The 24332-nt window shown below is 71.8% G+C and carries 25 protein-coding genes and 3 pseudogenes; 11 read left to right on the top strand and 17 right to left on the bottom strand.

All coding sequences use genetic code 11. The annotated features are described in order from the left end of the window. Window positions 1-62 precede the first annotated feature (62 nt). Complete coding sequence (locus ACGFZK_RS06830; protein ID WP_393847755.1) at window positions 63-749, top strand: TetR/AcrR family transcriptional regulator; 687 nt, start codon at window positions 63-65, stop codon at window positions 747-749. Window positions 750-793: 44 nt separating this feature from the next. On the opposite strand, the gene ACGFZK_RS06825 is transcribed toward ACGFZK_RS06830, so the two are convergent. Continuing rightward, the gene (locus ACGFZK_RS06825; protein WP_393847754.1) at window positions 794-1192 is read right to left on the bottom strand and encodes a VOC family protein; all 399 of its coding nucleotides are present in this window, start codon (window positions 1190-1192) and stop codon (window positions 794-796) included. A gap of 92 nt (window positions 1193-1284) precedes the next feature. Between ACGFZK_RS06825 and ACGFZK_RS06820 the strand changes: the two genes are divergently transcribed. Continuing rightward, complete coding sequence (locus tag ACGFZK_RS06820) at window positions 1285-2325, top strand: helix-turn-helix transcriptional regulator (protein ID WP_393847753.1); 1041 nt, start codon at window positions 1285-1287, stop codon at window positions 2323-2325. On the opposite strand, the gene ACGFZK_RS06815 is transcribed toward ACGFZK_RS06820, so the two are convergent. Together ACGFZK_RS06815 and ACGFZK_RS06810 are read right to left on the bottom strand one after the other, a co-directional pair. Continuing rightward, complete coding sequence (locus ACGFZK_RS06815) at window positions 2315-2680, bottom strand: darcynin family protein (RefSeq protein ID WP_393847752.1); 366 nt, start codon at window positions 2678-2680, stop codon at window positions 2315-2317. The genes ACGFZK_RS06820 and ACGFZK_RS06815 overlap by 11 nt on opposite strands. Further along, the gene (locus ACGFZK_RS06810; RefSeq protein WP_393847751.1) at window positions 2670-3584 is read right to left on the bottom strand and encodes an NAD(P)H-binding protein; all 915 of its coding nucleotides are present in this window, start codon (window positions 3582-3584) and stop codon (window positions 2670-2672) included. The genes ACGFZK_RS06815 and ACGFZK_RS06810 overlap by 11 nt, the downstream gene beginning before the upstream one ends. A gap of 112 nt (window positions 3585-3696) precedes the next feature. Between ACGFZK_RS06810 and ACGFZK_RS06805 the strand changes: the two genes are divergently transcribed. From ACGFZK_RS06805 to ACGFZK_RS06795, 3 genes are all read left to right on the top strand, one after another. Then, window positions 3697-4719 (top strand): LysR family transcriptional regulator, encoded by a 1023-nt coding sequence (locus ACGFZK_RS06805; RefSeq protein ID WP_393847750.1) that lies wholly within the window; start codon window positions 3697-3699, stop codon window positions 4717-4719. 84 nt (window positions 4720-4803) lie between these two features. After that, the gene (locus ACGFZK_RS06800; protein WP_393847749.1) at window positions 4804-5307 is read left to right on the top strand and encodes a hypothetical protein; all 504 of its coding nucleotides are present in this window, start codon (window positions 4804-4806) and stop codon (window positions 5305-5307) included. A 54-nt stretch (window positions 5308-5361) separates the two neighbouring features. Beyond that, a complete protein-coding gene (locus tag ACGFZK_RS06795; protein ID WP_393847748.1) occupies window positions 5362-5814 on the top strand; it encodes a hypothetical protein in 453 nt (150 codons plus the stop codon). Here the strand turns inward: ACGFZK_RS06795 and ACGFZK_RS06790 are convergent. Continuing rightward, complete coding sequence (locus ACGFZK_RS06790; protein WP_393847747.1) at window positions 5807-6865, bottom strand: enoyl-CoA hydratase/isomerase family protein; 1059 nt, start codon at window positions 6863-6865, stop codon at window positions 5807-5809. The genes ACGFZK_RS06795 and ACGFZK_RS06790 overlap by 8 nt on opposite strands. 98 nt (window positions 6866-6963) lie before the next feature. On the opposite strand from ACGFZK_RS06790, the gene ACGFZK_RS06785 reads away from it, so the two are divergent. Continuing rightward, window positions 6964-7527, top strand: coding sequence for a dihydrofolate reductase family protein (locus ACGFZK_RS06785; protein ID WP_393847746.1), 564 nt, complete (start codon window positions 6964-6966; stop codon window positions 7525-7527). On the opposite strand, the pseudogene ACGFZK_RS06780 reads toward ACGFZK_RS06785, so the two are convergent. After that, a pseudogene (locus ACGFZK_RS06780) lies at window positions 7512-7655 on the bottom strand (AraC family transcriptional regulator); the annotation flags it as partial. The gene ACGFZK_RS06785 and the pseudogene ACGFZK_RS06780 sit on opposite strands and share 16 nt — an antisense overlap. A 48-nt stretch (window positions 7656-7703) precedes the next feature. On the opposite strand from ACGFZK_RS06780, the gene ACGFZK_RS06775 reads away from it, so the two are divergent. After that, window positions 7704-8294 (top strand): isochorismatase family protein, encoded by a 591-nt coding sequence (locus ACGFZK_RS06775; RefSeq protein ID WP_393847745.1) that lies wholly within the window; start codon window positions 7704-7706, stop codon window positions 8292-8294. 75 nt (window positions 8295-8369) lie between these two features. Continuing rightward, window positions 8370-10325, top strand: a complete 1956-nt coding sequence (locus tag ACGFZK_RS06770; RefSeq protein WP_393847744.1) for an NAD-binding lipoprotein — start codon at window positions 8370-8372, stop codon at window positions 10323-10325. Between the two features lie 34 nt (window positions 10326-10359). Here the strand turns inward: ACGFZK_RS06770 and ACGFZK_RS06765 are convergent, their stop codons facing one another. From ACGFZK_RS06765 to ACGFZK_RS06755, 3 genes are all read right to left on the bottom strand, one after another. Continuing rightward, window positions 10360-12321, bottom strand: coding sequence for a flavin monoamine oxidase family protein (locus tag ACGFZK_RS06765; protein ID WP_393847743.1), 1962 nt, complete (start codon window positions 12319-12321; stop codon window positions 10360-10362). A 153-nt stretch (window positions 12322-12474) separates the two neighbouring features. Continuing rightward, a complete protein-coding gene (locus tag ACGFZK_RS06760) occupies window positions 12475-13215 on the bottom strand; it encodes a carbonic anhydrase (protein ID WP_393847742.1) in 741 nt (246 codons plus the stop codon). A 103-nt stretch (window positions 13216-13318) separates the two neighbouring features. Continuing rightward, entirely contained in the window at window positions 13319-13855 is a 537-nt protein-coding gene (locus tag ACGFZK_RS06755) for an NADPH-dependent FMN reductase (protein ID WP_393847741.1), read from the bottom strand. Window positions 13856-13951: 96 nt separating this feature from the next. Here ACGFZK_RS06755 and ACGFZK_RS06750 point away from each other — a divergent pair, with 96 nt between their 5' ends. Continuing rightward, window positions 13952-14848 carry an alpha/beta hydrolase gene (locus tag ACGFZK_RS06750; protein WP_393847740.1) on the top strand — a complete coding sequence of 299 codons (897 nt, stop codon included), beginning with the start codon at window positions 13952-13954 and terminating at the stop codon, window positions 14846-14848. Between the two features lie 620 nt (window positions 14849-15468). Continuing rightward, window positions 15469-15876 carry a hypothetical protein gene (locus tag ACGFZK_RS06745; RefSeq protein WP_393847739.1) on the top strand — a complete coding sequence of 136 codons (408 nt, stop codon included), beginning with the start codon at window positions 15469-15471 and terminating at the stop codon, window positions 15874-15876. Between the two features lie 131 nt (window positions 15877-16007). On the opposite strand, the pseudogene ACGFZK_RS06740 reads toward ACGFZK_RS06745, so the two are convergent. Further along, a pseudogene (locus ACGFZK_RS06740) lies at window positions 16008-16217 on the bottom strand (plasmid stabilization protein); the annotation flags it as partial. Window positions 16218-16822: 605 nt separating this feature from the next. Between ACGFZK_RS06740 and ACGFZK_RS06735 the strand changes: the two are divergent. Beyond that, complete coding sequence (locus ACGFZK_RS06735; RefSeq protein WP_393847738.1) at window positions 16823-17569, top strand: DUF72 domain-containing protein; 747 nt, start codon at window positions 16823-16825, stop codon at window positions 17567-17569. Between the two features lie 121 nt (window positions 17570-17690). On the opposite strand, the gene ACGFZK_RS06730 is transcribed toward ACGFZK_RS06735, so the two are convergent. The 8 genes and pseudogenes from ACGFZK_RS06730 to ACGFZK_RS06695 all read right to left on the bottom strand — a co-directional run bounded on the left by ACGFZK_RS06730 (window position 17691) and on the right by ACGFZK_RS06695 (window position 24098). Continuing rightward, window positions 17691-18191, bottom strand: a complete 501-nt coding sequence (locus tag ACGFZK_RS06730) for a metallophosphoesterase family protein (protein WP_393847737.1) — start codon at window positions 18189-18191, stop codon at window positions 17691-17693. Further along, window positions 18176-18528, bottom strand: a pseudogene (locus ACGFZK_RS06725) (hypothetical protein); the annotation flags it as partial. The gene ACGFZK_RS06730 and the pseudogene ACGFZK_RS06725, both read right to left, overlap by 16 nt. Before the next feature lie 331 nt (window positions 18529-18859). Beyond that, entirely contained in the window at window positions 18860-19906 is a 1047-nt protein-coding gene (locus ACGFZK_RS06720) for a YihY/virulence factor BrkB family protein (protein WP_393847736.1), read from the bottom strand. A 1112-nt stretch (window positions 19907-21018) separates the two neighbouring features. Next, window positions 21019-21690, bottom strand: coding sequence for a DUF3618 domain-containing protein (locus ACGFZK_RS06715; protein ID WP_393847735.1), 672 nt, complete (start codon window positions 21688-21690; stop codon window positions 21019-21021). Next, the gene (locus ACGFZK_RS06710; RefSeq protein WP_393847734.1) at window positions 21666-22103 is read right to left on the bottom strand and encodes a phage holin family protein; all 438 of its coding nucleotides are present in this window, start codon (window positions 22101-22103) and stop codon (window positions 21666-21668) included. Before ACGFZK_RS06710 ends, ACGFZK_RS06715 begins: the two co-directional genes overlap by 25 nt. 2 nt (window positions 22104-22105) lie before the next feature. Next, window positions 22106-22861 carry a hypothetical protein gene (locus tag ACGFZK_RS06705; RefSeq protein WP_393847733.1) on the bottom strand — a complete coding sequence of 252 codons (756 nt, stop codon included), beginning with the start codon at window positions 22859-22861 and terminating at the stop codon, window positions 22106-22108. Between the two features lie 448 nt (window positions 22862-23309). Then, window positions 23310-23726 (bottom strand): CBS domain-containing protein, encoded by a 417-nt coding sequence (locus ACGFZK_RS06700; RefSeq protein ID WP_393847732.1) that lies wholly within the window; start codon window positions 23724-23726, stop codon window positions 23310-23312. A gap of 96 nt (window positions 23727-23822) precedes the next feature. After that, entirely contained in the window at window positions 23823-24098 is a 276-nt protein-coding gene (locus ACGFZK_RS06695; protein ID WP_393847731.1) for an isoamylase early set domain-containing protein, read from the bottom strand. Window positions 24099-24332: the final 234 nt, after the last annotated feature.

Below are 24332 nucleotides of genomic sequence, written 5' to 3'. Positions count from 1 at the left end.
GGCCCGGCCGGACGCCGTACGCAGGCTGCGTACGGCGTTCGCACCTGCGTTAGGGTGGCCGCATGTCAGCAGACGAGCTGTGGACGCGCCCGCGCCGCAAGGAGCAGCAGCCCGCGCTGAGTCGGGCCCAGATCGTCGCGGCGGCCGTCCGGCTGCTCGACGCCGAGGGGATCGAGGCGCTGAGCATGCGCAGGCTCGGCACCGGCATGGGCGCCGCCGCCACCTCCCTGTACCGGCACGTGGCGAGCAAGGACGAGTTGATCGAGCGGGTCGTGGACGAGGTCTACGGCGAGCTGGACGTGCCCGAAGCCGCGAGCGCGGCCGAGTGGCGCGACGCCGTCTCCCGCAGCGGCCACGGTCTGCGCGCGATGGCCCTGCGCCACCCCTGGTTGGCCTCGCTGCTCGGCCAGGCGGGGCTGGCGTACCGCGGCCCGAACCTGATGCGCATGTCGGAGCGGATGCTGGCGCTCTTCCGGACGGCCGGTTTTCCGGCGAACGAGGCGGACCTCGCCATGAAGACGGTCGTCTCCTACGTCGTCGGCGCCACGACCGGCGAGGCCGCCCACCTCTCGCTGCTCGCCCGCAGCGGGCGCCCGGCCGCCCGACAGGCCCTCGCCGAGCACCCGTTGCCGGCCGAGGGACACGCGGCGCAGGAGGGCCGGGACCCGCGGAAGCTGCGCAAGGAGAACTTCGACTACGGACTCCAGCGGGTCCTGGACGGCCTGGAGGCTCGCCTCGGCCACGGCTGAGCCGCGCCTGCGGCACTCTCGAAGTCACACTCGGCTGTGCGTCGTCAGTGGGCGAACCTGGCGATGGCGGCGGGGGTGACGGGGGTGAAGAAGTTGATCAGGTTGCCGTCGGGGTCTCGCAGGAGGAGCGAGCGGTTGCCCCAGGGCATCGTGGTGGGCGCCTGGACGAAGTCCTTCACGAAGCCGGCCAGTTTCCGGTGCACGCCGTCCACGTCGTCGACGAGGAACTCGATGACGACGCTGTGGTTGTCGGCCGGCCGGGCGGCGCGGGGCGCGAACAGGGGAACGGTGCGGGTTCCGGCGATGGCGAGGGTGGCCGAGGCGGTCCTGAGCTCGGCGAAGTCCTCCGTGGCCCAGTTCGCCCCCACTCCGGTGGCGCGCTCGTAGAAGTCGACGAGGCGGGCGACGTCGCCCGTGATGATGCGGATCGAGACGAAGTCCATGGGTCTCTCCAGGTCGGTCGTGGTGGTGGTGACCTCACGCTAGGGCGGATACCGGACAGGATCCGCCCGGTATCCGCGAGAGACTTCCGGGTATGCCCCGACCCATCGCGCGCGTGCTCATGCTGCTGGAGCTCCTCCAAGCGGGCGGCCTGCGGACCGTCGCCGAACTCGCCGCCCGGCTCGACGTCGACGAACGGACGGTGCGGCGGTACGCCGATCACCTCCTCGACCTCGACGTACCCGTCGAGTCGGTACGCGGCCGCCACGGCGGCTACCGGCTCGCTTCCGGCTTCCGCATGCCTCCGCTCATGCTGAGTGACGACGAAGCGCTCGCCGTGCTGCTCGGCCTGCTCGCCGGTCAGCGGGCCGGCCTGATGACCGCCACGGGCACGGCGAGCGAGACGGCGGCCGCCAAGATCCGACGGGTCCTGCCCGAACGGCTCGGCCGCAGGCTCGACGCCGTACTCGGCTCCCTCGCCTTCACCGCTGCGCCCAGTACGCCGGCCGTCCCGGATTCCGCGGTCCTGCTCTCGATCGCCGACGCGGTGCGCGATCACCGGCCGGTTGCGATCCGGTACACCGCCGCCGACGGCCGGCACAGCGAACGCACCCTGCACCCGTACGGGCTCGTCGCCCACTCGGGCCGGTGGTACGTGACGGGCGGGGATCCCGCGGTCGGCGAGGACCGCACGTTCCGGCTGGATCGTATGGCCGACGTGAGGGCGCTGCCCGGCACGTTCGACCCGCCCGCCGCGTTCGACCCGGCGGAACGCGTCCTGTCAGGGCTCGCCACGGCTCCGTACCGGCATGAGGTGACGGTGCTGGTGCGGGGGTCGGCCGAGCACGTCCGGGCCCGGCTTCCCGCCGGCGTCGCGATCGTGGAGGAGTTGCCGCCCGGGCCCGGGCCCGGGACCGAACGCGACCCGGATTCGGAGACCGGGCCCTGGTCCCGCGTCGACATGCGTGTGGACCGGCTGGACTGGCTCCCTGCCGTACTCGCCTCGCTCGACCGTCCGTTCGTCATCGAGCGACCCGACGAGCTCCGCGGACTCGTGACCGAATTCGCCGCACGGCTCGCGGACTCGGCCCGGGAACATTCGGCGTCGTGGGCCGGGTGGGATGTCAGGTCGTGATGGTGGTGACGGCCTCGAGGCCGTAGGTGCGGGCGTAGCCGTTCTCGGTGCCGACCAGGAGGTCGACGACCGTGAAGTAGCGGTCCCAGAACGGGGTTTCGCGCAGTGCGTCGATGAGGAGCTGGTAGGCGTCGTGGTCGTCCGCCTCCCAGACCCAGACGTCGGTGACGCGGGTGGAGTAGAACTCCGTGTCGTAGAAACGGGAGCGGACGCCGCTGGTCTTGGCCTTGACCGCGGGAACGACCCGGGTGGTGAAGGCGGTCATGCGTTCCCGGGGGGTCATGGCGAGCCACTCGGGTGTGGTCTTGACGAGCATGAACGCCGTGACCGGCGGTGTGGTCTTCTCAACGGGCATGACGGGTGCCTTCCGGGAGGACTGCGGGCTTGAGGGTCTGGGCGCACCAGTGCTGGAAGGTGGTGCGGGAGCTGGTGGCCGGGGTGCGGGTGACGCCTGCGTCGAGGCCCTCGTTCTTGGCCCTCTTCATGTCGACGACGCCTTGGGCGAACGCCTCGTTGAGGCCGTAGCCGAGGAGGTCGGTGTACAGCTCGTCGAGCGGCTGGCGTTCGTAGCGGACGGGGCGGCCGAGTTGTTCGGTCATGATGCGGGCCAGGTCGTCGGGGGAAAGGTCCTGGGGTCCGAGGACGGGGACGCTGTCGTTGCCGGACCATGAGCGGTTGCACAGCAGGTCGGCGGCGACGGCCGCGATGTCGGCGACGGCGACGCGCGGGGCCCTGAGGTCGGCGTCGACGGCGTCGGTGAAGACGCCCGTCTCCCGGATCGTGTCAGCGTCCTCGAGGAGGTTCTCGAAGAAGGACGGGCCGGCCAGGGCGCGGTAGGCGACGCCGGTGCCGGCGATGAGGTCGTCCATGGCGAGGGAAGCGGTGACGAGTCCGGCGCGGTGGGCGAGCGAGGTGCCGCGGCCGAGCGCGGAGACGCCGACGACGTGGCCGATGCCGTGGGCGACGAGGGCCTTCACGGCGGGTTGGGTGAAGCCGCAGTAGGCGTTCTCGGGGGCCAGGGACGAGTCCGGGGGGACGAGCCAGAACACGGCGTCGGCGCCCTCGAAGGCGCGGTCGACGACCTCGGCGTCGCCGTGCGAGCCGGTGATCACCTCGACGCGGTCGCGCACCGCGTCGGGCAGCCGGGCGGGGTCACGTACGACCACGCGCAGTCCCTCGTCGTGGGCGGGGGTGGATTCCAGGAGCAGGGACAGCAGGTGACTGCCGATGTTCCCGGTGGGAGCGGTAATGACGATCATGGAAACCTCGTGGGTCGTGCCGGATCGGGACGACTCCCATCCTGCGAAGAGCAGAGTGTTGCCACAATGGGAATTTGAGCACGGGATCATTGCCTGGAATGGAATAACGCCTATGAGCAGCAGTGCAGAGCCTGTCATCGACGCCAATCTCGCCGTCGCGTTGGACGCTTTGCTGACCGAGCAGAGCGTCACTCGTGCCGCTGCCCGCCTGCACACGTCGCCGGCCGCCATGAGCCGCACGCTCGCCAGGCTGCGGCGCATCCTTCAGGACCCTCTGCTGGTCCGGGCCGGCCAGGCCATGGTCCCCACTCCCCGTGCCCAGGCGCTGCGCGAGGAGACGGCCGCGGTGGTGCGCCGCCTGGGAGCGCTGCTGGCTCCCGGCGCCGGCGTCGATCTCGCCGCCTTGCGCAGCACCTTCACGCTCCAGGCGGCCGACTTGCTCGGCGCGGCGCTGGCCCCGGGGATGTTGCGGCTGGCCCGGCAGGAGGCGCCGGGGATCTCGCTGCGGTTCCGGGCCGAGGAACTGGAAGCCGGATCGGCACTGCGCGACGGCCGGATCGACCTGGAGATCGGGTCCATCGACCACGTGGACCCCGAGACCCGGATCGAAGAACTGGTCACCCTTCGGATGGCGGCGGCCGTCCGGCCCGGCCACCCTCTCACCGAAGGGACCCTGACCCCGGACCGGCTCGCTGCCGCCGAGCACGTGGTGGTGAGCCGCCGTGGCCGGTTCACCGGCCCCCTGGACGCCGCTCTGGCCGAGCGGAACCTCCGCCGGCGGGTCGCTGTCGTCCTCCCCAGCCATATGGCCGCGATGACTCTCGCCGCCCGCAGTGACATCGTCTGCCTCGTCCCCACCGCACCCCCCGGCGGTGTTCCCTCCCCCCTCACCGACGCCGCCACCACCCTGGGTCTGCGCCTCCTCGACATCCCCTTGCCCCTGCCGCCGCTGACCATCGGCATGGCGTGGCACCCCCGCCACGCCGCCGACGGAGGACATCACTGGCTCCGCAACGCCGTCCGCCGGACTCTTCACGCACCCCATGCCGGTGTCCCGGGGCCGGACGGGAACGAGCGCGGCACCGATCACGACGCAGGGACCGGCTCGGGAACCGTTTCCCCGGTTTCCGCGTGACCTCCTGATGTGTTGTCGGCTGGCGGCGAGGCGATCGAAGGGGACCGGATGAGGGCGCGGAAGAGGGCGCGGACGATGGTGAGCGTGGCGCTATCGGCCTGTGTGGCGCTGGTGGCGTGCGCGTGCGGTCCGGAGAAGACGAAGGAGGACACGGCCGCGAAGCCCTCGCAGCCGTCCGCGGCCGCTCGGACCGAGACGCCGTCGGCCTCGGCCGCCCCGACCCGCGAACAGCACGCGCCCAGGACGAAGGAGGGCGCGATCCAGCGCTACGAGCAGTACCTCCACGCCCTCGGCCGCGAGGACATCGCCACGGTCTGCGCAGTGGCCGGGCCCGGCGCGAAGAAGGCGCAGGACCAGGGGTTCGGCCCGTGCACGTCGACGTACACGGCCGTGTTCCAGATGATCTCGCCGACGCAGAAGAAGGCTTTGCAGACCGCGACCGTCGACCCGCAGCGCATCGCCGTGCGCACGCCCGACACGATCGAGATGCCGGTCGAAGCGGTCAGGGCCGATGCCACCTTCTCCGAGAGCGACCTCGGCAGTTACACCCTGGAGTACCTCGAGAACGACTGGTACATCACCGACTGACAAGCAGCGGATATCCGGTACCGGCGAGGACACCGGCCCGCCTACGTTGTGCTCATGCACCGGGACCGCAGACGTGACCGCCGCTCCGCCACGCCCTCGGCCACGTCGCCGCAGGCCCTGCCATCCGACGCGTCCGTGCTCGTCACCGGGGCCGGTGTGGTGCTCGTCGGCTTCTTCTCCGGCAAGCAGAAGGACTTCGCGACCCTCATGGACGCGGCGGAAACCGACCTGACGTCCCGGGGAGTCCGGGTCCTCGGGCGAGCGGTCCAGCGCCGCGGCGTCTCGGACGGCGGCGTCCGGAGCATGGCGCGGCCGTTCTCCTCGCGTACGGTCATCCGCTACGGGAAGGCCCGCGAGGTGGCGAAGGTCCGCGAGGCGACCGGCGCGGATGCCGTCGCCTTCCTCAACCCGCTGACGGAGCGCCAGCGTCGCGTCCTCACCCACCTCTTCGACTGCCCCGCCGTCAGCCTGGCGCCGTCGTACCCCCCGTCCGCGACGATCAGGTGATCAGGGGAAGGCTCAGTTCGCGGCCTTCGCCGAGCGGGGCGAAGAAGCGCTCCACGTCCGTGGCGGTCACCTCGGCCAGGGTGGCCGGTGACCAGCGCGGGCGGCGGTCCTTGTCCACGACCTGTGCCCGGATGCCCTCCACCAGGTCGGGCGAGGTCAGCGCGTTGCAGGAGACCCGGAACTCCTGGGCCAGTACCCGCTCCAGGGTGCCGAGGGCCGCGGCCCGGCGCAGCGCGGTGAGGGTGACCTTGAGTGCGGTCGGGGACTTGGCCAGGATCGTCTCGGCGGCCTCCTTGGCGGCGGGCTCCCCCTGCCCGAGCAGCCGCTCCACGATCTCCTCGACGGTGTCGGCCGCGTAGCAGTGGTCGATCCAGCCGCGCCGGCCGGCGAGTTCGCCGGGCCCGGGGGTGGTGGCGTACCGCGGCAGCACCTCGTGGGCCGGGGCTCCGGCCAGTGCGGCGGTCAGGTCCGGGAGCCGGTCCGCCGGTACGAAGTGGTCGGCGAGCCCGCAGAGCAGCGCGTCGGCGGCGCCGACCGCGGCGCCGGTGAGGGCGAGGTGGGTGCCGAGTTTCCCGGGAGCTCGGCCGAGCAGGTGGGTGCCACCGATGTCGGGGACGAAGCCGATGCCGGTCTCGGGCATGGCGACGCGGGAGCGTTCGGTGACGATGCGGACCGAGCCGTGGGCGGAGACGCCGACGCCGCCGCCCATGGTGATGCCGTCCATGAGGGCGACGTACGGCTTGGGGTAGCGGGCGATGCGGGCGTTGAGCCGGTACTCGTCGCGCCAGAAGTCCGCGGAGGCGCTCTTCCCGGCCTTGGCGTCGTCGTGGATGGCCCGGATGTCCCCGCCCGCGCACAGGCCGCGTTCACCGGCGCCGCGGATCAGGACCTGGTGGACGGCGGGGTCGGCCCCCCACGCGGCGAGGGCTTCGTCGATGCGCAGCACCATGGGGTGGGTGAGGGCGTTGAGGGCCCTGGGGCGGTTGAGGGTGACCACCCCGGTCCGGCCGTCGGTGTGGAGCAGCACGGTGTTCGCGTCTTCGGTCTTCACACCCGCCAGTATCTCCGCGACACCCGCCAGTGCCTCCGCGCCTCCGCGCCTCCGCGCTTCCCACCGCCGGGCGCTCCCCCGGCGTAGCGTGGTCGGTCATGCGGAAGATCGTGCTGATGATGTCGGTGTCCCTCGACGGGTTCGTCGAAGGGCCGGACCGGCAGATCGACTGGGGCCTCGTCGACGAAGAGGTGCACCGGCACATCAATGACGAGGTCCGCCCGATGGGCGGTTTCCTGAGCGGCCGCGTCACGCACCAGCTGATGGCGGACTTCTGGCCGACCGCCGACGCCGATCCTGCGAACGCCGGTCCGATGGCCGATTTCGCCGAGATCTGGCGGTCCATGCCCAAGTACGTGTACTCGCGCACCTTGCAGTCGGCCGACTGGAACACCACGGTCGTCCGGGACGTCGTACCGGAGGAGGTCGCCGCGCTCAAGGCGGCCGCGGGCGGCGACCTGGCGCTGAGCGGGGCCGATCTCGCCGCCTCGTTCCTGCGCCGGGACCTCGTGGACGCCTACCACATCCTGGTGCACCCGGTGCGGATCGGGCGCGGCAAGCCGCTCTTCCCGCCGCTCGACGGCGGCCCGGTGCCCCTGCGGCAGACGGGCACCCGGACCTTCGGCAACGGCGTCGTCCTGCTGCGCTACGAGCGGGCGTAACTCCCCGGCGTGTGCCCGAAGGCCCGCCGGAAGACGTCGATGAACGCGCTCGCGGAGGACCAGCCGCAACTGGGCGCGCCCAGTTGCGGGAAGGTCATGCCCGGCTCGGCCCGGAACAGCCGGCTCATCCCATCCTGAGCGGGGCGCGAACCCGGTGGGCCGCTTATGGTCGAACCATGTGCGCCGCCGCCGCAGAACCGAACGCCCTCACCCTCGGCGAGGACACCGCCCTGGTTCTCATCGACCTCCAGACGGGCATCCTCGGCCTGCCCACCGCGAAGCCGGCCCCAGGGATCCTCGAGAAGGGCATCGCGCTCGCCGAGGCGTTCCGCGCCCACCGGCTCCCCGTGGTGCTGGTCAAGGTGGCGTGGTCCCCGGACGGCGGCGACCTGCCGACCGCGAACGTGGACCGCCCCGGCCCGGCCGCCGCCCCGCCCGCCGGCTTCTCCGAGATCCCAGCCGAGCTGGCCGCCCTCGGTGACGTGGTCGTCACCAAGCGCCACTGGGGAGCCTTCACCGGGACCGAGCTGGACCTCCAGCTGCGCCGCCGCGGCATCCACCGCATCGTGCTGGCCGGCATCTCCACCAGCGCCGGCGTCGAGTCCACCGCCCGTACGGCGTGGGAGCTCAGCTACGACCTGGTCTTCGCCGAGGACGCCACCGCCGACATCGACCCCGACTCCCACGCCCACACCTTCGGCAAGATCTTCCCGCGCATCGGCAGGGTCAGCACCACGGACGAGGTCATCGCGGCCCTGGACTCCTGACCGGAGCCCGGGGGCGGTTCACCCGTAACCGAGCGGGCGCCCACGGGTTAGCAGCGGGAAGGCGAGGGAGTTCTCATGGCGCAGCGGCACACCACGTCCCTACGGCTGCGCCTTCGGTACCGGTTCGACAACCTCGTGGCAGGGGGGACCACCGCGCTCATCGGCTGGTTCGCCCTGGCCTGCCTCGCCGTCGTGGTCCCGGCGAGCACGGTGCTCGTCTGGGCCGACCGGGCCGCCCCGGCGACCCTCTCCGGCCGGCTCACGGCCGTGTGGGTCAGCGTCGGGCAGACGCTCAAGATCGGGGGTGCGGTCGGGTCCCCCCTCTACGTAGTGGCCTCCGTGGCACTCGCCCTGGTCGCCCTGCTGTTCGTGTCGACGCTGGTCAGCCTGATCACCACCGGCATCAACCGGCGCATCATGCTGCTCCGCCGCGGCCACTCCACCGTGCTGGAGTCCGGGCACACCGTCCTGCTGGGCTGGTCCGACCAGATCTTCCCGGTGGTCGGGGAGCTGGTGGCCGCCCATGCCAACCAGCGCAGGTCGGCCATCGCCGTCCTCGCCCCGAAGGACAAGGTGGAGATGGAGGACGAGATCGCCACCTCCGTCGCGGACACCGGCACGACGAGGATCATCTGCCGCAACGGGCGCACCACCGACCCCGCGGAGCTGGAACGGGTGAGTCCGCGGACCGCGAAGGCCGTGCTCGTGCTGCCCCCCGAAGGGGACGCCGGCGACGCCCACGTGGTGAAGACCCTGCTCGCGCTGAACGCGGCGGTCCCCGAGCCCGGTGGGGCCGTGGTGGTCGCCGCCGTCCGCGACGCCCGCAATCAGGTCACCGCCCGGCTGGCCGCCGGGCCCGGCGGGCACGTCCTGTGCGTCGACGACATCATCGCCCGGCTCCTCGTCCAGACCGCCCGCCAGCCCGGTCTCTCGCTCGTCTACCAGGACCTGCTCGACTTCGCGGGCGACGAGTTCTACACCGCCCCGGCCCAGTGCCTCGCCGGACGCACCTTCGGCGAGGCACTGCTGGCCTTCACCACGTCCTCGGTGGTCGGCCTGCTGCCCGCCGGGGGCCGCGTCGCCCTCAACCCGGACCCCGGTACGACGATCGGCGCGGACGACCTGATCGTCCTCGTCTCGCGGGACGATGACACGGCCGTACCGGCGGACGCGTCCCCGTGCGTCGACGAGGACGCGATCGTCACGGCCCGCCCCCGGATGCCCGTGGCCGAACGGCTGCTCCTCCTCGGCTGGAACCGCCGCGCTCCGATCGTCGTGGAGCAGCTCGACCGGTTCGTGAGCCCGGGGACCACCCTGGACGTCGTCTCGCTCGGCGACGACATGACGATGTGCTCCGCCGCCGGCATCGCGGGGGTGCGCAGCAGGCTCGAAGTGACCTTCCGCAGTGGGGACATCACCGATCCCCAGCTGCTGGCCAAGCTGGACGTGCCGTCGTACGACAGCGTGATCGTCATCGGCGAGACCGGCCACGAGGCCGTCTCCCGGACCGCCGCCCCGCCGCCCGTCCGCGCGATCGACCTCGCTCTGGCTCCGGAGACCGGGGCTGAGACGGACGACCGGACACTGGTCACCCTGCTGCACCTGCGGGCGATCGCGGAGGAGGCGGAGCGGGAGCTCTCGCTCACCACCGAGATGTCCGACGACGGCAACCGGCTGCTCGCCCCCGCCCGGGAGGGCGCCGACTTCATCGTGAGCGGGCGGCTGATCAGTCTCCTCATGACCCAGATCTCGGAGAGCCGCTACCTCGCGGACGTCTTCGAGGAGTTGTTCAGGGCGGAGGGCAGCGAGCTGTACCTCAAGCCGGTCGCGGACTACGTGCGCACCGATCGCGAGGTGGCGTTCGCGACCCTCGTCGAGTCGGCGCGGCGCCGCCGCGAATGCGCGGTCGGCTACCGGCTGCGCGCGCAGGCGGCCGCGGGCCCCGCGTACGGCGTTCACCTCAATCCGGACAAGCGGGAGCGGGTCAGCTTCGGCGAGCACGACTGGCTGATCGTGCTCGCCGAGAGCTGAGGCGGCCTTCGGGCCCGCCCCACCCGCCGCTCGCTCAGAGCGTGGAGTGGACCTCAAGGGCGGTCCGTACCGCGGATTCCAGCGCGCCTTCGATCCACGCCGGCTTGATGGAGGTGTGGCACCCGGCGAAGTGCAGGTTCCCCTCGGCCTTGCGGACGTGGGGGAAGAGCTCGGTGTGCTGGCCGGGCAGCAGGACCGAGGCCTCGCCGTAGGCGTACGGGTCGCGCATCCAGGACTGGGTGCGCCCCACACCGGTGTAGAACACCTCGATCCGCTGCCCGAACACCTCCTGGACTCCGGCGAGGGCGCGCGGGTAGCGCTCCTCGTCGTCCAGGGAGTCCCACTTCAGGGCGTCGTCCGACCAGCTGTAGGAGGCGAGCACGACCCCGCCCGCGCTGCCCTCGACGGGGTAGGAGGGCTGGAACATGAAGCGGTTGGGGTTGTCGGTGGCCGAGCCGCCGCCGATGACGTGGGCCGCCTCGGGCTGGTCGCGGGTGACACCGCGGCAGGCCGCGTAGTGGGCCCGCTGGGCAACGGAGATGCCGCGCCGGGACACGGAGGAGTGCGCGCCGAGCAGCGCGCCGTCCGCCGGGGTCTGCCCGAGCTGGTACTTGCGGTACAGGCCCGGCTGTACGGCTTCCAGCTCGCGCTTCCAGTCGGCCTCGTCGAACTCCCACCAGCGGCGGCTGAATTCCAGCAGCACCTTGGTGGCCGCGTCGTAGTGCAGCTCGGTGATCGCGCGCCGCTTGCCGTACGAGAGCGCGGGGGCGACCGGGATGTGGCGCAGCCCGGAGAAGGGCACGGTGATGATCGCGGTGTCGCCGGTGAAGGTCTCGCGCTGCACGGCGGCGCCGCCGCGGCCCTCGGAGACGGTCTCGATGCTGACCTCACCCTCCCCGTGGGTGATCCGGGTGGCGCGGCGGTCGAGCCGTACGAGGTCGTCGACGCGGGCGTAGAGGGCGTCGGCCAGGGTGGCGGTGCCACCGGGCAGTTCGAAGAAGGCGGTGTCCGGGCTGATCAGCGAGGCGCCGATGAAGCTGTGCACGAAGGCGAGGTGCAGGCGGGAGGTGAGGTTCTCCACGGTTCCGATCAGGTCGATCGTCCGCTCGTCGAGCTTGGCCTCCTCGGTCAGGTAGCGGTACATCGACATGTGGCCGTAGCGCTGGATGACGCGGGCCCAGCCCTCGACGAGCTGCTTGTCCTTCTTGCCCTCGATCTCCTTGCGTACGGGGGCGAAGGCGTTGCGGACGATCTGCGCGGCGGGCAGGGCCTCGTAGGCCGCCGGGACTCCGAAGGACTTGTTGAGGGCCTGCGGGCTGCGCGCGTAGTCGGCGCGGCGGACGCGGATGCCGTTGACGAAGATCCACGTGCGGTAGGCGGGGCGGCCGGAGCCGTCGACGTCGACCAGGTGGAAGCGCCGGCGCTCCAGGCCGAGGCTGTCGATCAGCCCGGTGACCAGCGGGTGGCTGTCGGGAATGCGCATCGCGCCGGCCTCGGCGTACTGCTTGGGGTCGGCGAAGGGGGCCGCGGACTTCTCGTGGCCGCCGGCCCGGAAGGTCTTGATCCGGCCGCCCACCCGGTTGCCGTTGGCCTCGATGACCGTGACCTGGTGTCCGGCCTCGCGCAGGAGGTGGGCGGCGGTGAGCCCGGCGGGTCCGGCTCCGACGATCAGCACCTTCTTGCGGGTACGGGACCGGGGCAGGCCGTTCTTCAGGAGGATGTCGGAGTAACGGGGCACGAGGGGCTCGTCGTCATCGTCCCGTACGAGGACCGCGCGGGCGATGGTCAGGCAGGTTTCCCAGTCCGGGCGGGCGGAGCCGGACGGGGCCTGCGGGGTCCCGGCGTTCGCGGCGGCGACGGACAGGGCGCCGGCTCCCGCGACGGCGGCCGCGCCGGCGATGACGGTACGGCGGGAGGGGCGGCGGGCGGGCGCCGGGGCGGGCTCGTCCGCCGGGCCGGACGTGGGGTCGGGCGCGGGAACGGGTTCGATGATCATGCATCAACTCTCCCGGCCCGCACGTGCCTTGAACGCCCAAAGGCACCCAGGTGGGGAACAATCACCCGGACGTGCGGTTTCGGCCGCCCGCTGCTGACGAACTGGAATTCGTGCCCGTGGCGGAGGTGGCGGACCTGGCGGACGCGGCCGGGGTCAGCCGATCCGGCGCACCCGCTGGCTGGTGAGTTCGTACCGGGCTCCGACGACGGCCAGCTCCCCGGCGGCGACCTTGGCCGCGAGGTCCGGTTCGGCGGCCAGCCGCGCCCCTACCAGCCGTACGTTCGCGGTGATCGCCGCGTCGATCCGCGCGGCCCCACGGAGCCTGCGGTCGATGGCCGGGCGGATCTGATCGACGAGGTACTGCATGTGACCGGGCAGCGGCGCACCTCCCCCCTCGGCCCGGACGGCCGCGGCGACCGCCCCGCACGACTGGTGCCCGAGGACGACGACCAGCGGGATGCCCAGTTCGAGTACCCCGTACGCGATGCTCCCGAGCACCGCCTCGTCCAGGACCTCGCCCGCCGACCGCACGGTCAGCAGGTCGCCGAGGCCCTGGTCGAAGACCAGCTCCGGGGGAACGCGCGAGTCGACGCAGCCGAGGACGACGGCGAAGGGGTGCTGGCCGCCGACCAGCGTCTGCCGCACCGTCCGCGTCTCGTCGGGGTGCCGCTCGTGCAGGGTGCGCCAGCGCGCATTGCCCGTCTCCAGTTCCCGCAGCGCGGACGCGGGGGTGGCGGGCCGGACCCTTCCGGGGCCGCCGGCGACGGGAGCGCTCGGGATCCTGGGGGAGCCGGCCACGAGACCGGCTCCCAGGGCCACCGTGCCGGTCAGTACCACCCGAAGCAGGCGGCGCCGCCCCGAGCCGCCGCCATGACGATCACTATGGACATTCATAGCAGGACAAACTATGCACATTCGATCCTGAAGGGTGGGTGCCGCTCTTGAGCGGGGAGCGAGGTGCGAGGCGCGAGGTGCGAGGCGCGAGGTGCGAGAACCCTCAGCGGGGCGCGAGCAGCCGTGCGAGCACCGTGCCGAGCTGCTCGCGCAGCCCTTCGTCCGTGATGACCCCGTCCGCGCCGACCGTCCCCCGGTCCACCGGGAGGCTCACGCAGGCCGACTCCACGACGTCCGCTCCGGTGTAGCCCAGGACCGTCCGCAAGGTGGCCTCCGCGCCCCCGCCCCGACCGGCGGCGGCCGCGTTGACCCAGGCCACGGGCTTGTCGCAGATCTCGGTACCGCCGACCGTCCAGTCCAGCAGGTTCTTGAACGAGCCCGGCAGGGTGCCCGCGTACTCCGGGGTGCAGATCAGGACCGCGGCCGCAGCCCCGATCGCCGCGCGCAGCTCCGCCACCGGGGCCGGCAGCGGGTCGGTGTCGTCGTCGGGGTTGAAGTGGGGCAGGACGGCCAGGCCCTCGTAGAACACGGTGCGCACCTGCGCGGGGGCCACGGCCTGCGCGGTGCGCAGTACGGACTCGTTGGAGGAACCGGTCCGCAGGCTTCCGGACAGCAGCAGGATCATGGGTGGCGTGGGCATCCGGTCAATCTACTGCGCCGACCGGTGCGGAACGGGGGCGGGATGCGCGACGGTTGGCGGGTGACCGGGCGCGCGGTGGCCGTGAGGATGGTCGTCATGGATCCCGAACTCGAAGCGTTCGTCCCCTTCCTCCCGCGGACCGACCCGGCCGACCCGGTCGGCGCACGCAAGGTCTTCGCCGAGCTGGCCTCCTCCCGGCCGATGCCGGACACCTCGGGCATGGAGATCGAGGACCTCACGGTGCTCGCCGATCCGGCCGTGCCGGTGCGGATCTACCGCCCGCACGGGGCCCAGGGCCTCGTCATCTGGCTGCGCGGCGGCGGATTCGTCTTCGGCGACCTCGAGACCGAGCACCCGTGGGCCGCCCGGATCGCCGGCGCCACAGGGGCGGTGGTGATCTCGGTGAACTACCGCCGGTCCCCCGAGCATCCGTTCCCGGCGGCCCTGGACGACGCCTACGCCGTACTGAACTGGGCGTACGCGCACGCGGCCGAACTCGGCGCCGACCCGGCCCGGATCGCGGTCGCAGGGCACAGCGCCGGCGCGGGGCTCGCGGCCGCGGTGGCCCTGCGGGCGCGCGACGAGCAGGGGCCGCCGATCCGCTTCCAGCTGCTCAACGAGCCCATGCTCGACGACCGGCAGGAGACGTGGTCGCAGCGGACCTTCACCGAGACTCCCTGGCACGATCGGCAGAAGATCACCGTGATGTGGCGGAACTACCTGGGTCCCCGGCAGGCGACCGCGTACGCCGCCCCGGCGCGGGCCACTGACCTCTCGGGCCTGCCGCCCGCCTACATCGCCACCGCGGAGTTCGATCCGCTGCGCGACGAGGACATCGACTACGCGCAGCGCCTGATACAGGCGGGCGTACCGGTCGAACTGCACCACTGGCCCGGCACCTTCCACGGGTCGCAGGCGATCCAGTCCGCCGATGTGTCGCAGCGGCAGACCGCCGCGCTCATCTCCGTCCTGCGCCGCGCCCTGGCCGAGTAGGACGGGCGCGGCCGCGCGGCCGGGGCGCCGTCGGCCCGGGTTCAGTTGACGTCGGAGCGCGCGGCGGTGCTGCCCATCGGGCCGGTCCGACGCACACTGCCTGCCATGTACGTGACCGAGCACCGACGGACCGACAACGGCTGGTACCTGACCTTCAAGGCCGAAGCCCAGCCAGGCGCCGGCGTGGCGACGATCCAACGCGTAGACCACGGGTAGGGCGTGCCGGCTTCGCCCGCTGCAGCCCGCGTTCCGGGACTGCCGGACCGGCCAAGTGGCCGGGATGACGGCGGGATCGGGCTGCTCCCGCCGTCGGTGTGCGAGCGTGCCGGTCGATGAGGGTGCGGCCCGCCACCGCCCGTACGGACGTCATCGGGCCGTTCAGAAGGTGCGGGGCCGGGTGGTGGACGCCGGGAGGCCGGCGTTGAACCGGGTGTCGACGTAGTCGGCGAAATCGACCGCGCGGGCTATCAGCTTCAAGTCGGTCGGAAGCGAACGGTCACTCACCTGGAGGCCGGGGCGAAGCCCCGCCGGACGCGTCGTGCGAGCCCGCGCACCGCAACCCCGGCGGGGCCCGCACCGTTGAAGCCTGGGTAGCGGCCACGAAATGAGGCGAGATTCCTGTGAGCAGTCGTGTGTTCCTCTACGCAGGAGCCATCGAGGCCCTCCGACACATGAAGGAGACGCGGGAGATCAACACGGTGGTATTGCGCCGTGCGGATCCTGCGGGCGCCCTGGTGGTGGAGGTGGAGGCCAACTTGACCCACGAGGAGCTGCTCCAGGCCCTACCCGTCGGGGAGCCGCGTCTGGTCGTCCACGAGCTGTCTTTCGCCTCCCGGGAGGGCGCACGCAGACACGAACAGCTGTTGATCCTTTGGCTGCCGACTGCTGCAGGCGGCGGCGGTCAGACGGACGGCTACGCGGCGGCCTACGCTTCCCTCAGGGACTGCCTTGCCGATGCCCGCGTCCACCTGACCGCTGAACGAACGGACCAGTTGGAGTACCGGAAGCTCGTCGCCCTGGCCGGCTGAGGCTACGCGGAGCGGCGGCGCAGAACGGCGCCACCCGGGCGCGAGGCCGCGTGCCGCCCACTGCGCGGAGCGAGCCCGGACCGGACGCTGGGAGCTCCCCTGGCCTCAGTAGAAGTGCGCGGCGGCCGGAGTCAGTGGCCCAGGGCGTTCTTCAGTTGTTGCTTGGTCATGGTCGAGCGGCCCTCGATGCCGCGCTTCTTCGCCTCTTGGTAGAGGTCGTCCTTGGTCCGCTCGGACGAGCCGCCGCCACTGGACTTCTGGCCGCCCCGCTGGGAGGCAGATTCACCCTGGGTCGAGCTGCGGCTCGAGGTCTTGCTTTCACCGGATCGCGCGCGTTCCTTTGGGCACGACGAATCCCTTCATCGACGGTGCGTACAAGGCCATCGTGTGCGCACCCGGGACGTTCCCGCATCTCCCGCTGGTCCCCACGGACGATGGCCGTCTCCACCTGATCCGCGGCATGCTCGGCCGGCCCGGCGCGCGAACACCAGCAGGGGCCCGCATCCGACTCGTTCACTGCCGTTCCTCTCACGCCGTCCCGCCGATGGCTTATCCTCACGGGCACTCGCCGCACCCGTACTGCGTCCGCTCGGCGGCCCCGGTGCAGCGCACCCCGCGCAACGACGCCGGACCGCGCTCGCCGCGTCGGGCCGACACGCGCCGGTCGGTTCTCGCTCCACCCGTGCGATCCGCGTGAGAGGCGGGCAGACGTGGGCACCACGGAGCCGAGCGAGAAGCGCGGCGTCCCCCGAGGGCGCGCCATCGAGGCGGCGGGGAGGCGCGGTGCCGCAAGCCGTTCCGGCATGACAAAGCAGCAGCTCAAGAGCCCCTCGGCCACTGACCGCAGTCGTTGCGCAGTGGCTGGATCCTCGGTCAGCCCCCGGGGGGCAAAACCCCCGGGCGCAGCCGGGGTATGGCGGTGCCCGCCCCGGGGCAGGCGGACCGTATGGCCCTCTTCGTCGGCACGTCGGGATGGCAGTACCGGGACTGGTCGGGCGTCTTCTATCCGCCGGACCGGCCGCAGCGGCTCTGGCTGGAGGAGTACGCGCGGCACTTTCCCACGGTGGAAGTCAACAACGCCTTCTACCGACTGCCCACGCCCGATACGTTCGCGCGTTGGCGGGCCCGCACTCCGGCCGGCTTCGTCATCGCCGTCAAAGCGAGTCGCTTCCTGACCCACGTGAAACGTCTGCGCGATCCGGCCGAACCCGTCCAACGGCTCATGGCGCACGCCGCTTCCCTGGGTGACCGGCTCGGTCCGGTCCTCCTCCAGCTGCCGCCGACGCTGCGGGCCGACGCGGCCGCATTGGAGGCCTGCCTCGCCTGCTTCCCGGCCGGCACGCGGGTCGCCGTCGAACCGCGCCACCCGTCGTGGTGGTCCGATGAGGTGCGCACGGTGCTCGTGGACCGCGGCGCGGCCCTGTGCTGGGCCGACCGCGGCTCGCGCCCCGTGACACCGCTGTGGCGGACAGCGGACTGGGCGTACGTGCGCTTCCACGAGGGTCGGGCCAGGCCGGCGCCCCGCTACGGCCGGACGGCCCTACGCAGTTGGGCGGACCGCATCGCGGACACGTGGCCGCAGGGCGAGGACGTCTACGCCTACTTCAACAACGACCCGGGCGGCGCCGCCGTGGTCGACGCACGGGCGTTCAACCGGCTGATGTCCGGCCGGCCAACGGATGATGGGAGATGATCAGCGGGTGATCGACGGGATACTCGGGGCGGCTCCGCGGAGGGCGAGCGGCAGCAGAGAACCAGCGCCGGCGCAACGGAAGCCGCAGGCGAACCTGTCGGCGGCCGCACAGCCGGAACGGTCAGCGCCGCGGTGGCAGGCGGTGGAGCGTCGCGTCGTACGCCTTCCCGTCCGCGACGGTCAGCGTCATGAACGAGCACAAGGGCTGGCGTCGGCGGTCCGTGGGCGAGCCCGGGTTGAGCAGACGCAGCCTCCCGGCGGTGGTGTCCCACGGAATGTGGCTGTGGCCGAAGACCAGGACGTCCACGTCGGGGAACCGCGCGGCGCAGCGCCGCTCCCGTCCCGAGGCCGCCCCGGTCTCGTGCACGACTGCGAACCGCACCCCTTCCAGCTCGGCGTAGGCCACCTCCGGCAGTCTGAGACGCAGTCCCGGGCCGTCGTTGTTGCCGCACACGCCGATCAGCCGGTGGGACCGGGACTCCAACAGGTCGAGCGTGGCCTCGTCGACCCAGTCGCCGGCGTGGATGACGGCGTCGGCGCCGTCGACGGCGGTCATCAGGGCTTCCGGGAGTGACGCTGCGCGGGTGGGGAGGTGGGTGTCGGAGGTCAGCAGAAGCCGCATGCGTCCCACCGTAGGGCGTTGCGGCCGCGAGCACCCGCGGGGACGCAGCCCGGGGGTGCGCGGCGCCGCTGTACGTGTATGCGGCGTGCGGGAGTCCCCGGCGGCCTCGCGGTCACGACCGTCGGCCGGTGGCGTCGCAGGGCCGCTCGGGCCGCCGTTGGCGCCCGGCGCGCCATGCACACCGGCGCCCGGATGCGCGGACGCCGACGCGAGGAAGAGCCCCTCGACCGGCGTTTCGGAGCGTCCTGTGCGGGGACAGGCCGGAGGACGAGCTGCTGGTGCAGGGCAGCCGTCCCCCGCTGAGGGCGCCGCCACGCAGGTTGGCGTCCATAGCCTCCCTGCAACAGGCCAGTCCAGGTTTCAGGGAGCATCGCCTTGGATCACACGTGTAGGACTTGAGGGCTGCCCCCCTGCGGCCCAGGGCCGGTGCGCGCGCGGCAGGCCAGCCAGGGGACGAGTACGACCACATCGGCAAACCCTCCTGTGTCGAGGTTGCCGATGGCAATCATGAAGACCTACCGACGACGGGCACGCCCATGAACCGGCCACTGCGTCCGGCCGCCGGCATCGGAGAGACCTCACCGCTCGAACTCGGATCAACCCTCTGGAGGGCTCAGCGTCAGCGGTGCGCCGGCCAATCACCGGTGGCGCCTCCCCCAGCGGACCTTCTACTGGTCCATTCGACGGCGGTCACCGTCGCTCCAGGCACGTGTGTCCCGGGGTTCGACGTAGGGCTCCTCGTCCTGCGGCATACCTCCCGCGACCGCCCTCTGGCGGACCATCTCCGCGTCGAACTCCAAGCCGAGGAGAATGGCGAGATTCGTGATCCACAGCCACACCAGGAAGACGATCACGCCGGCGAGGGTGCCGTACGTCTTGTTGTAGGAGCCGAAGTTCGCCACGTAGAACGCGAACCCGGCCGAAGCAACCATCCAGAGCAGCAGGGCCAGGAAGCTGCCGGGGGTGACCCAATTGAATCCGCGGCCCTTGGCGTTGGGAGCGGCCCAGTAGAGGAGCGCGATCATCATCGTGACCAGCAGGAGCAGGACCGGCCACTTCGCGATGGACCACACCGTCAGGGCGGTGTCACCGATGCCCAGCGCAGAGCCGGCCTCCCGGGCCAGACTGCCGGTGAAGACCACGATCAGTGCGCTGGCGCAGGCGAGGATCATCAATGTGACGGTCAGCGCGAGGCGCAGTGGCAGTACCTTCCAGACCGGGCGGCCCTCGGGCACGTCGTAGACTGCGTTGGCCGTGCGGATGAACGCGGCGATGTAGCCGGAGGCGGACCACACGGCGACGAGCAGGCCGACGACCGCGACCACCGAACCGACCCCGGCGTTGCCCTGGAGTTGCCGCACCGCGTCGGTGACCACGTCACGGGCGGAGCCGGGTGTCAGTTTCTGCAGGTTGTCCAAAACCTCCTTCGTGGTGGACTTCCCCGCGATGCCCAGCAGGGACACCAGCACCAGCAGGGCCGGGAACAGCGCCAGCAGCCCGTAGTAGGTCAGCCCCGCCGCCCGGTCGGCGAGCTCGTCGTCCTTGAATTCCTTCATGGTGCCGCGGAGCACGGCTTTCCAAGACCGTTTCGGCAGCTCAGTGGGCTGATCGGGAGCTCGTTCCTCCACCTGCGAACCGGGTCCCGCTGCACTCTCGTGATCGGCGTCCCTACGCCCGTGTTCGTCGTCGGGGGCCGGATTCGGTATGCGCGTCATACCCTGCGGCTGTCCAGCTCAGCAGCACTCATGTCAGCAGAGACGTCCGAAACACAGTCCGACCCGGTCACAAATCCCCATCGGCCGTTCTGATCACCGCGTAACGCCAGGGAGGGCCGTGAACCGCCCGTCGGCACGCAGGACCGCGCCTTGCCCTCTCCGGAGCCGCCCGGCCGGGACGCACACGGCCGACGACGCTCCGCAAACTCCCAGAGCGCGCATCGAGCCTTCAGACACCGGCCATGCCTGGCCGTGATCGGCCGAGCCACTGAACCGCACGATGGTCAACCTCCAGTGGGACCCTCAAGACCGGCACGTCACGGAGCAGGGGGCAAGCGAAGCCTCCGCACAGCCCCGGACGGCGGTCGACTTGTGATCGTCACCGCGAGGCGTCCGTCCGGGGGGCGAAGACATCGAGGCCGGGTGCGCCGCCTCGAGGCGTGGGCCGGCGGCAATGCCACGCCCGCGTCGGCGCTCCTCAAGACGGGTGTGTGGCGGGGCATCGTCGGGACGTCGGCCAGCCGGTGGCCGGGGCGCTCTGGCGACCCGCCGCAGACCAGGCTTCCGTCTGCCCCGCACGGACGGTGCCAGGTGGCCGACTGCGCCGGAATCAAGGCCGGGAGGACCGCTGCGTGTCCGATGGGGCGGGGACGGGGTGTCGTTGTGCTGCACGCCGCTCCTGGCCGCACCCGCCGGCCAGGTGGCGGCTTCCCGGCGTCGGAGCCCTGCCCGGGGCACCCGACGCCGGGACCCGGCCCGGCGTGGGCCGGCGAGCCGAAAGGGACTTCTCGTCGAAGGCGTGGCGGATGGGTCCCTGCGGCGCTTCGAGCGGTACGTCGAGGACCGCCGCCCCAAAACCGAAGCCCGGTGTGATCAGGCCCCTCGTCTCGGCCCCGTCTGGGTGAAGCCGTGCCGTCCAGGCCTCTACTGATCGCTGACGGGCCTGCGGCAATGCCACGGTAGGACGTCGCCCCGAGGCCGGGCAAGTTGACGGAGCCCTTGGCTCAACGCAGTGCCCTGGGCTCCGTCACCGCTCAACGCAGTCGCGGCTCCGGCTGCCGGGGCGGGCCGCCATACCAGCGGGCCCCTGGGGTACGTCCCTCCCGGTGGTGTCACCGGCTGGGAGGCCTGTGGCTGCCGGGGGCCTGCCCTCCTTCGGCGGCGGTGTCGTGGCCGACATCGCGCAGTCCTTCGGCCGTCTCCCGACCGGCGTTCTGTGCGTGCTCGGTGGTGGTGGTGACGGCGTCCTGAGCAGTGCTCTTCACCGATTCCACCGCGTGAGCGGCCGGCTCCTTGAGCTCTTCGCGGACTTCCTCGGCGGCATGGACGGCTGTCTGCTTGACGGGCTCCAGCAGCTCGTCAGAGTGCTCGCGCAGCTGCTGTCCCGCTCGTTCCTCGGCCTCGGTCGTCGGCAGGAGGGCGGCTGCGAGCATTCCGGCGCCGAAGGCCATGAGTCCTGCGGCCAGGGGGCTGCCCTGGGTCTGCCGCCTGATCTGCGCGGGGGCCTGCTCAACGGCTTCCTGCACGTTGTGGCCGGCCTCCTTGCCGGCATCCGCGATGCTGTCCGTGGCCTGGTGCAGGCTTCCGGAGGTTCCCTGTGCGGCATCGTGTGCTGTGCCCATCACGCGCTCCTTCACTCCGCTCACCTGTCGGCGCATCGAGTCGGCCTTGCGGCGCGCGACCTTGCGGGGGGTCATCCTGTCCGCCAGGAGGTCGACGTTGTGGGCCAGGTGCCCGCGCCGGTACTCCACGTCGTTCCTCAGCTCGTCGGGTGTCGTGCCCATCGGGCGTCCTCCTTCAAGGTCTCCACGGTCCGTTCCGGTTTCAGGTTGACGGCACGCAGTCGTGTGCGGCCCATCGAGTACAGCACCGCGCCCGCCGCTGCCCACAGGGCAGTGACGATCAACGCGGCCCAGGCGAGGTCCATCACGTTGGCCAGAGCGAACACGATGGTGAGGCTGCCGAGCAGCAGCACCACATGTCCGGCGTAGCCGGCGCCGCCCAACATGCCGACCGCTTTGCCGGCCTTGGCGGACTCCTGCTTGATCTCGGCCTTGGCCAGTTCGATCTCGTCACGAACCAGCTGGGACAGGTCCTGGCCGATCTCGCTGACGAGGTCCCCGATGGACGGGTCGCCGGCCGCCGCGGACGGGGGAACTGCCGGCGCGGGGGGGCGTTCCTGCGAGGAGAGGGCCACGGTCAGACCCCCTCTCCGGGCCGCCGTGGGGCGCCGCCGTACTCCGGCGCACTCGCAGGCGGGTACGCCGGCGGCGCCGGGGTCACGTGCGGAGGCTGGGACTGGCCATAGGTGTCGAGGGGGTCCTCGTGGCCGGCGGGGTTGCTGCGGTGTCCGGGAGCCGGAAACTCCGCGGAGCCCGTGCCGGAAACGGCGCGCGGCTGGTCCGCGGCCGGCACAGCACGTACGTCTGAAGCACCTTCGTGCTCGGAAGAGGCGGCAGCGCTGACGCCCTTGCCGGCGCGTGCGACTACGAAACCGGCCAGAGCGGCACCTGCGAGGAAGACCCCCGGGCGGCGACGGGCGAAATTCTGCAGGTCGCTGACCAGACCGTCGGGGCCGCGCTTCTCCATGTGGGCAGCCACTTGGTGGCCGCCGTCAGCCATCTGGCGGGCCACATCCGCCATCGTGGAATCGGGCTTGCCGTTCTCCCCCAGCTCCCGCAGCTCCTGCGAGAGGCGGCGCACGTTCTCCGCCAGGCGATGCGTCTGCGTTTCTGCCTGGCCGGTCAGCTGCGTGCGCAGTTCGCCCACCAGATCCCGGGCCTGAGCGGACGCCTCGCCGACGACCTTCGACGCCTGCTCCTTGGCCGTGCCACCCACCTCGGCGGCCTTGTCGCCAACCAGCGCGGCGCCCTCCCCGGCCTTGTCCTGAGCGGTCTGCGCTACTGCCGTCGTCCTGCTTTCGTCCTGACGGCTCGCATCCTGGAAGTTACTCAAGGCTCCTCCTGGTGAAATCGATCCCGTCAACCGTTCACCAGGCGCTTGCCCACCGTTCGGTCGCCCACCCACGGCACAGGGTCCAGGTTTCACCGCGACGGCAGAGGACGTGTCCACGCAGCTGAAGCCTTCCGTGCGGAACCCCCGGCCTCCCGGGCGGCCGCTGCTCGGCACAGCGGTGAGAAGACCGAGCCCGCAGGTAAAAGCTGCTACGGGCGTCACGGCGAGGGGCGGGGGGCGCTCTGTCTCCTGCCCGGCCGCCGATCGCCGAGAGCGCTGACAAGGGGGCCGACACCGTCGTCCCGGCTGATCCGAGTGGCTCGCTGCAGACGCGGGGGGTGCCGGCGCGGGGCGGCCCGGTAGGTGTGCCCCGCTCCGGCCGAGCCCTTGCGCCACGCGTCCGAGGAAGGCCGCTTCCGGACGGACGTCGGTCGTAGGGCTCGTGTGGTCAGTCGACGGAGAGGGCCTGGAGGAGATCCGCGACCTGCGGGTCGGGCAGGGCGCGGGCGACGTCGGCCTGGGCGACGATGCCGACGAGGCGGTGGCCGTCGATGACGGGTAGACGCCGTACCTGGTACTCGCTCATGGTGCGCAGGATCTCGGCGGCGTCGTCGTCGGCGCCGATGGTGACAGCTTCGCCTTGGGCCAGTTCCCCTGCCGTGACGTCGGCCGGGTCCTTGCCGGCGCCGAGGACCTTCACGACGATGTCCCGGTCGGTGAGCATGCCCTTGAGCTTGTCGTCCTCGCCGCAGATCGGCAGCGCACCGACATCCAGCCGGGTCATCTTCTTCGCGGCGTCCAGGACCGTCTCCTGGGCGCCGATGCACTCGGCGCCCTCCGTCATGATCTCGCGAGCCGTCGTCATCGGGCGTTCTCCTTGGCTGGGGTCGGGCAGGGGCGTGCTCAAGTGGCCGGGGCGGACGTGGCGGGACGGATGGGCTCTGCCCACCCGTCCCGGTACTCAGGTGTGCAGGCGGCTGTTGGTGCCGTCGTGGCCGTCCGCGTGGTCCTCGTCGAACCAGTAGTCGCCGGCGGCGAGGTAGCGGAAGGAGTGAACGCTCTTGACGGGCAGGGCGACGCTGACCGCACGGGTACCGTCGCCGCGCGGCTTCAGGGTGTGGGTTCCGGGCTGCCAGTCGTTGAAGTCGCCGACGACACTGACCGGGCCGGGCGGGGCATCGGCGGGCAGGACGAAGGTGACCTGCGAGCGATCCTTCAGCTGCTTGCGCTCCAGCATCGAAGAGAACTCCTTGCACCAGGGGATGTTGCGGCCCATCCTGCGGCCGGAATCGGAAGCCGACCTCCGGAGACGGCCGAGGGGGTGGCCCCCCTCACTCGCGTGGCAGCGTCGGAGGATTGCCATTCGTCCATTTGTGTCGGACGTACGGGTAGCAGTGGATTCACCCACTCACCGGCGGCCGTCATGGCGCCCGGGCACAGCCGTCCCCGCCATCACGAGCGCCGCGTAGGC

The organism is Streptomyces sp. NPDC048257 (genome assembly GCF_043201855.1).
Taxonomy (GTDB): Bacteria; Actinomycetota; Actinomycetes; order Streptomycetales; family Streptomycetaceae; genus Streptomyces.
This window is presented reverse-complemented; position numbering and strand designations above follow the sequence as displayed.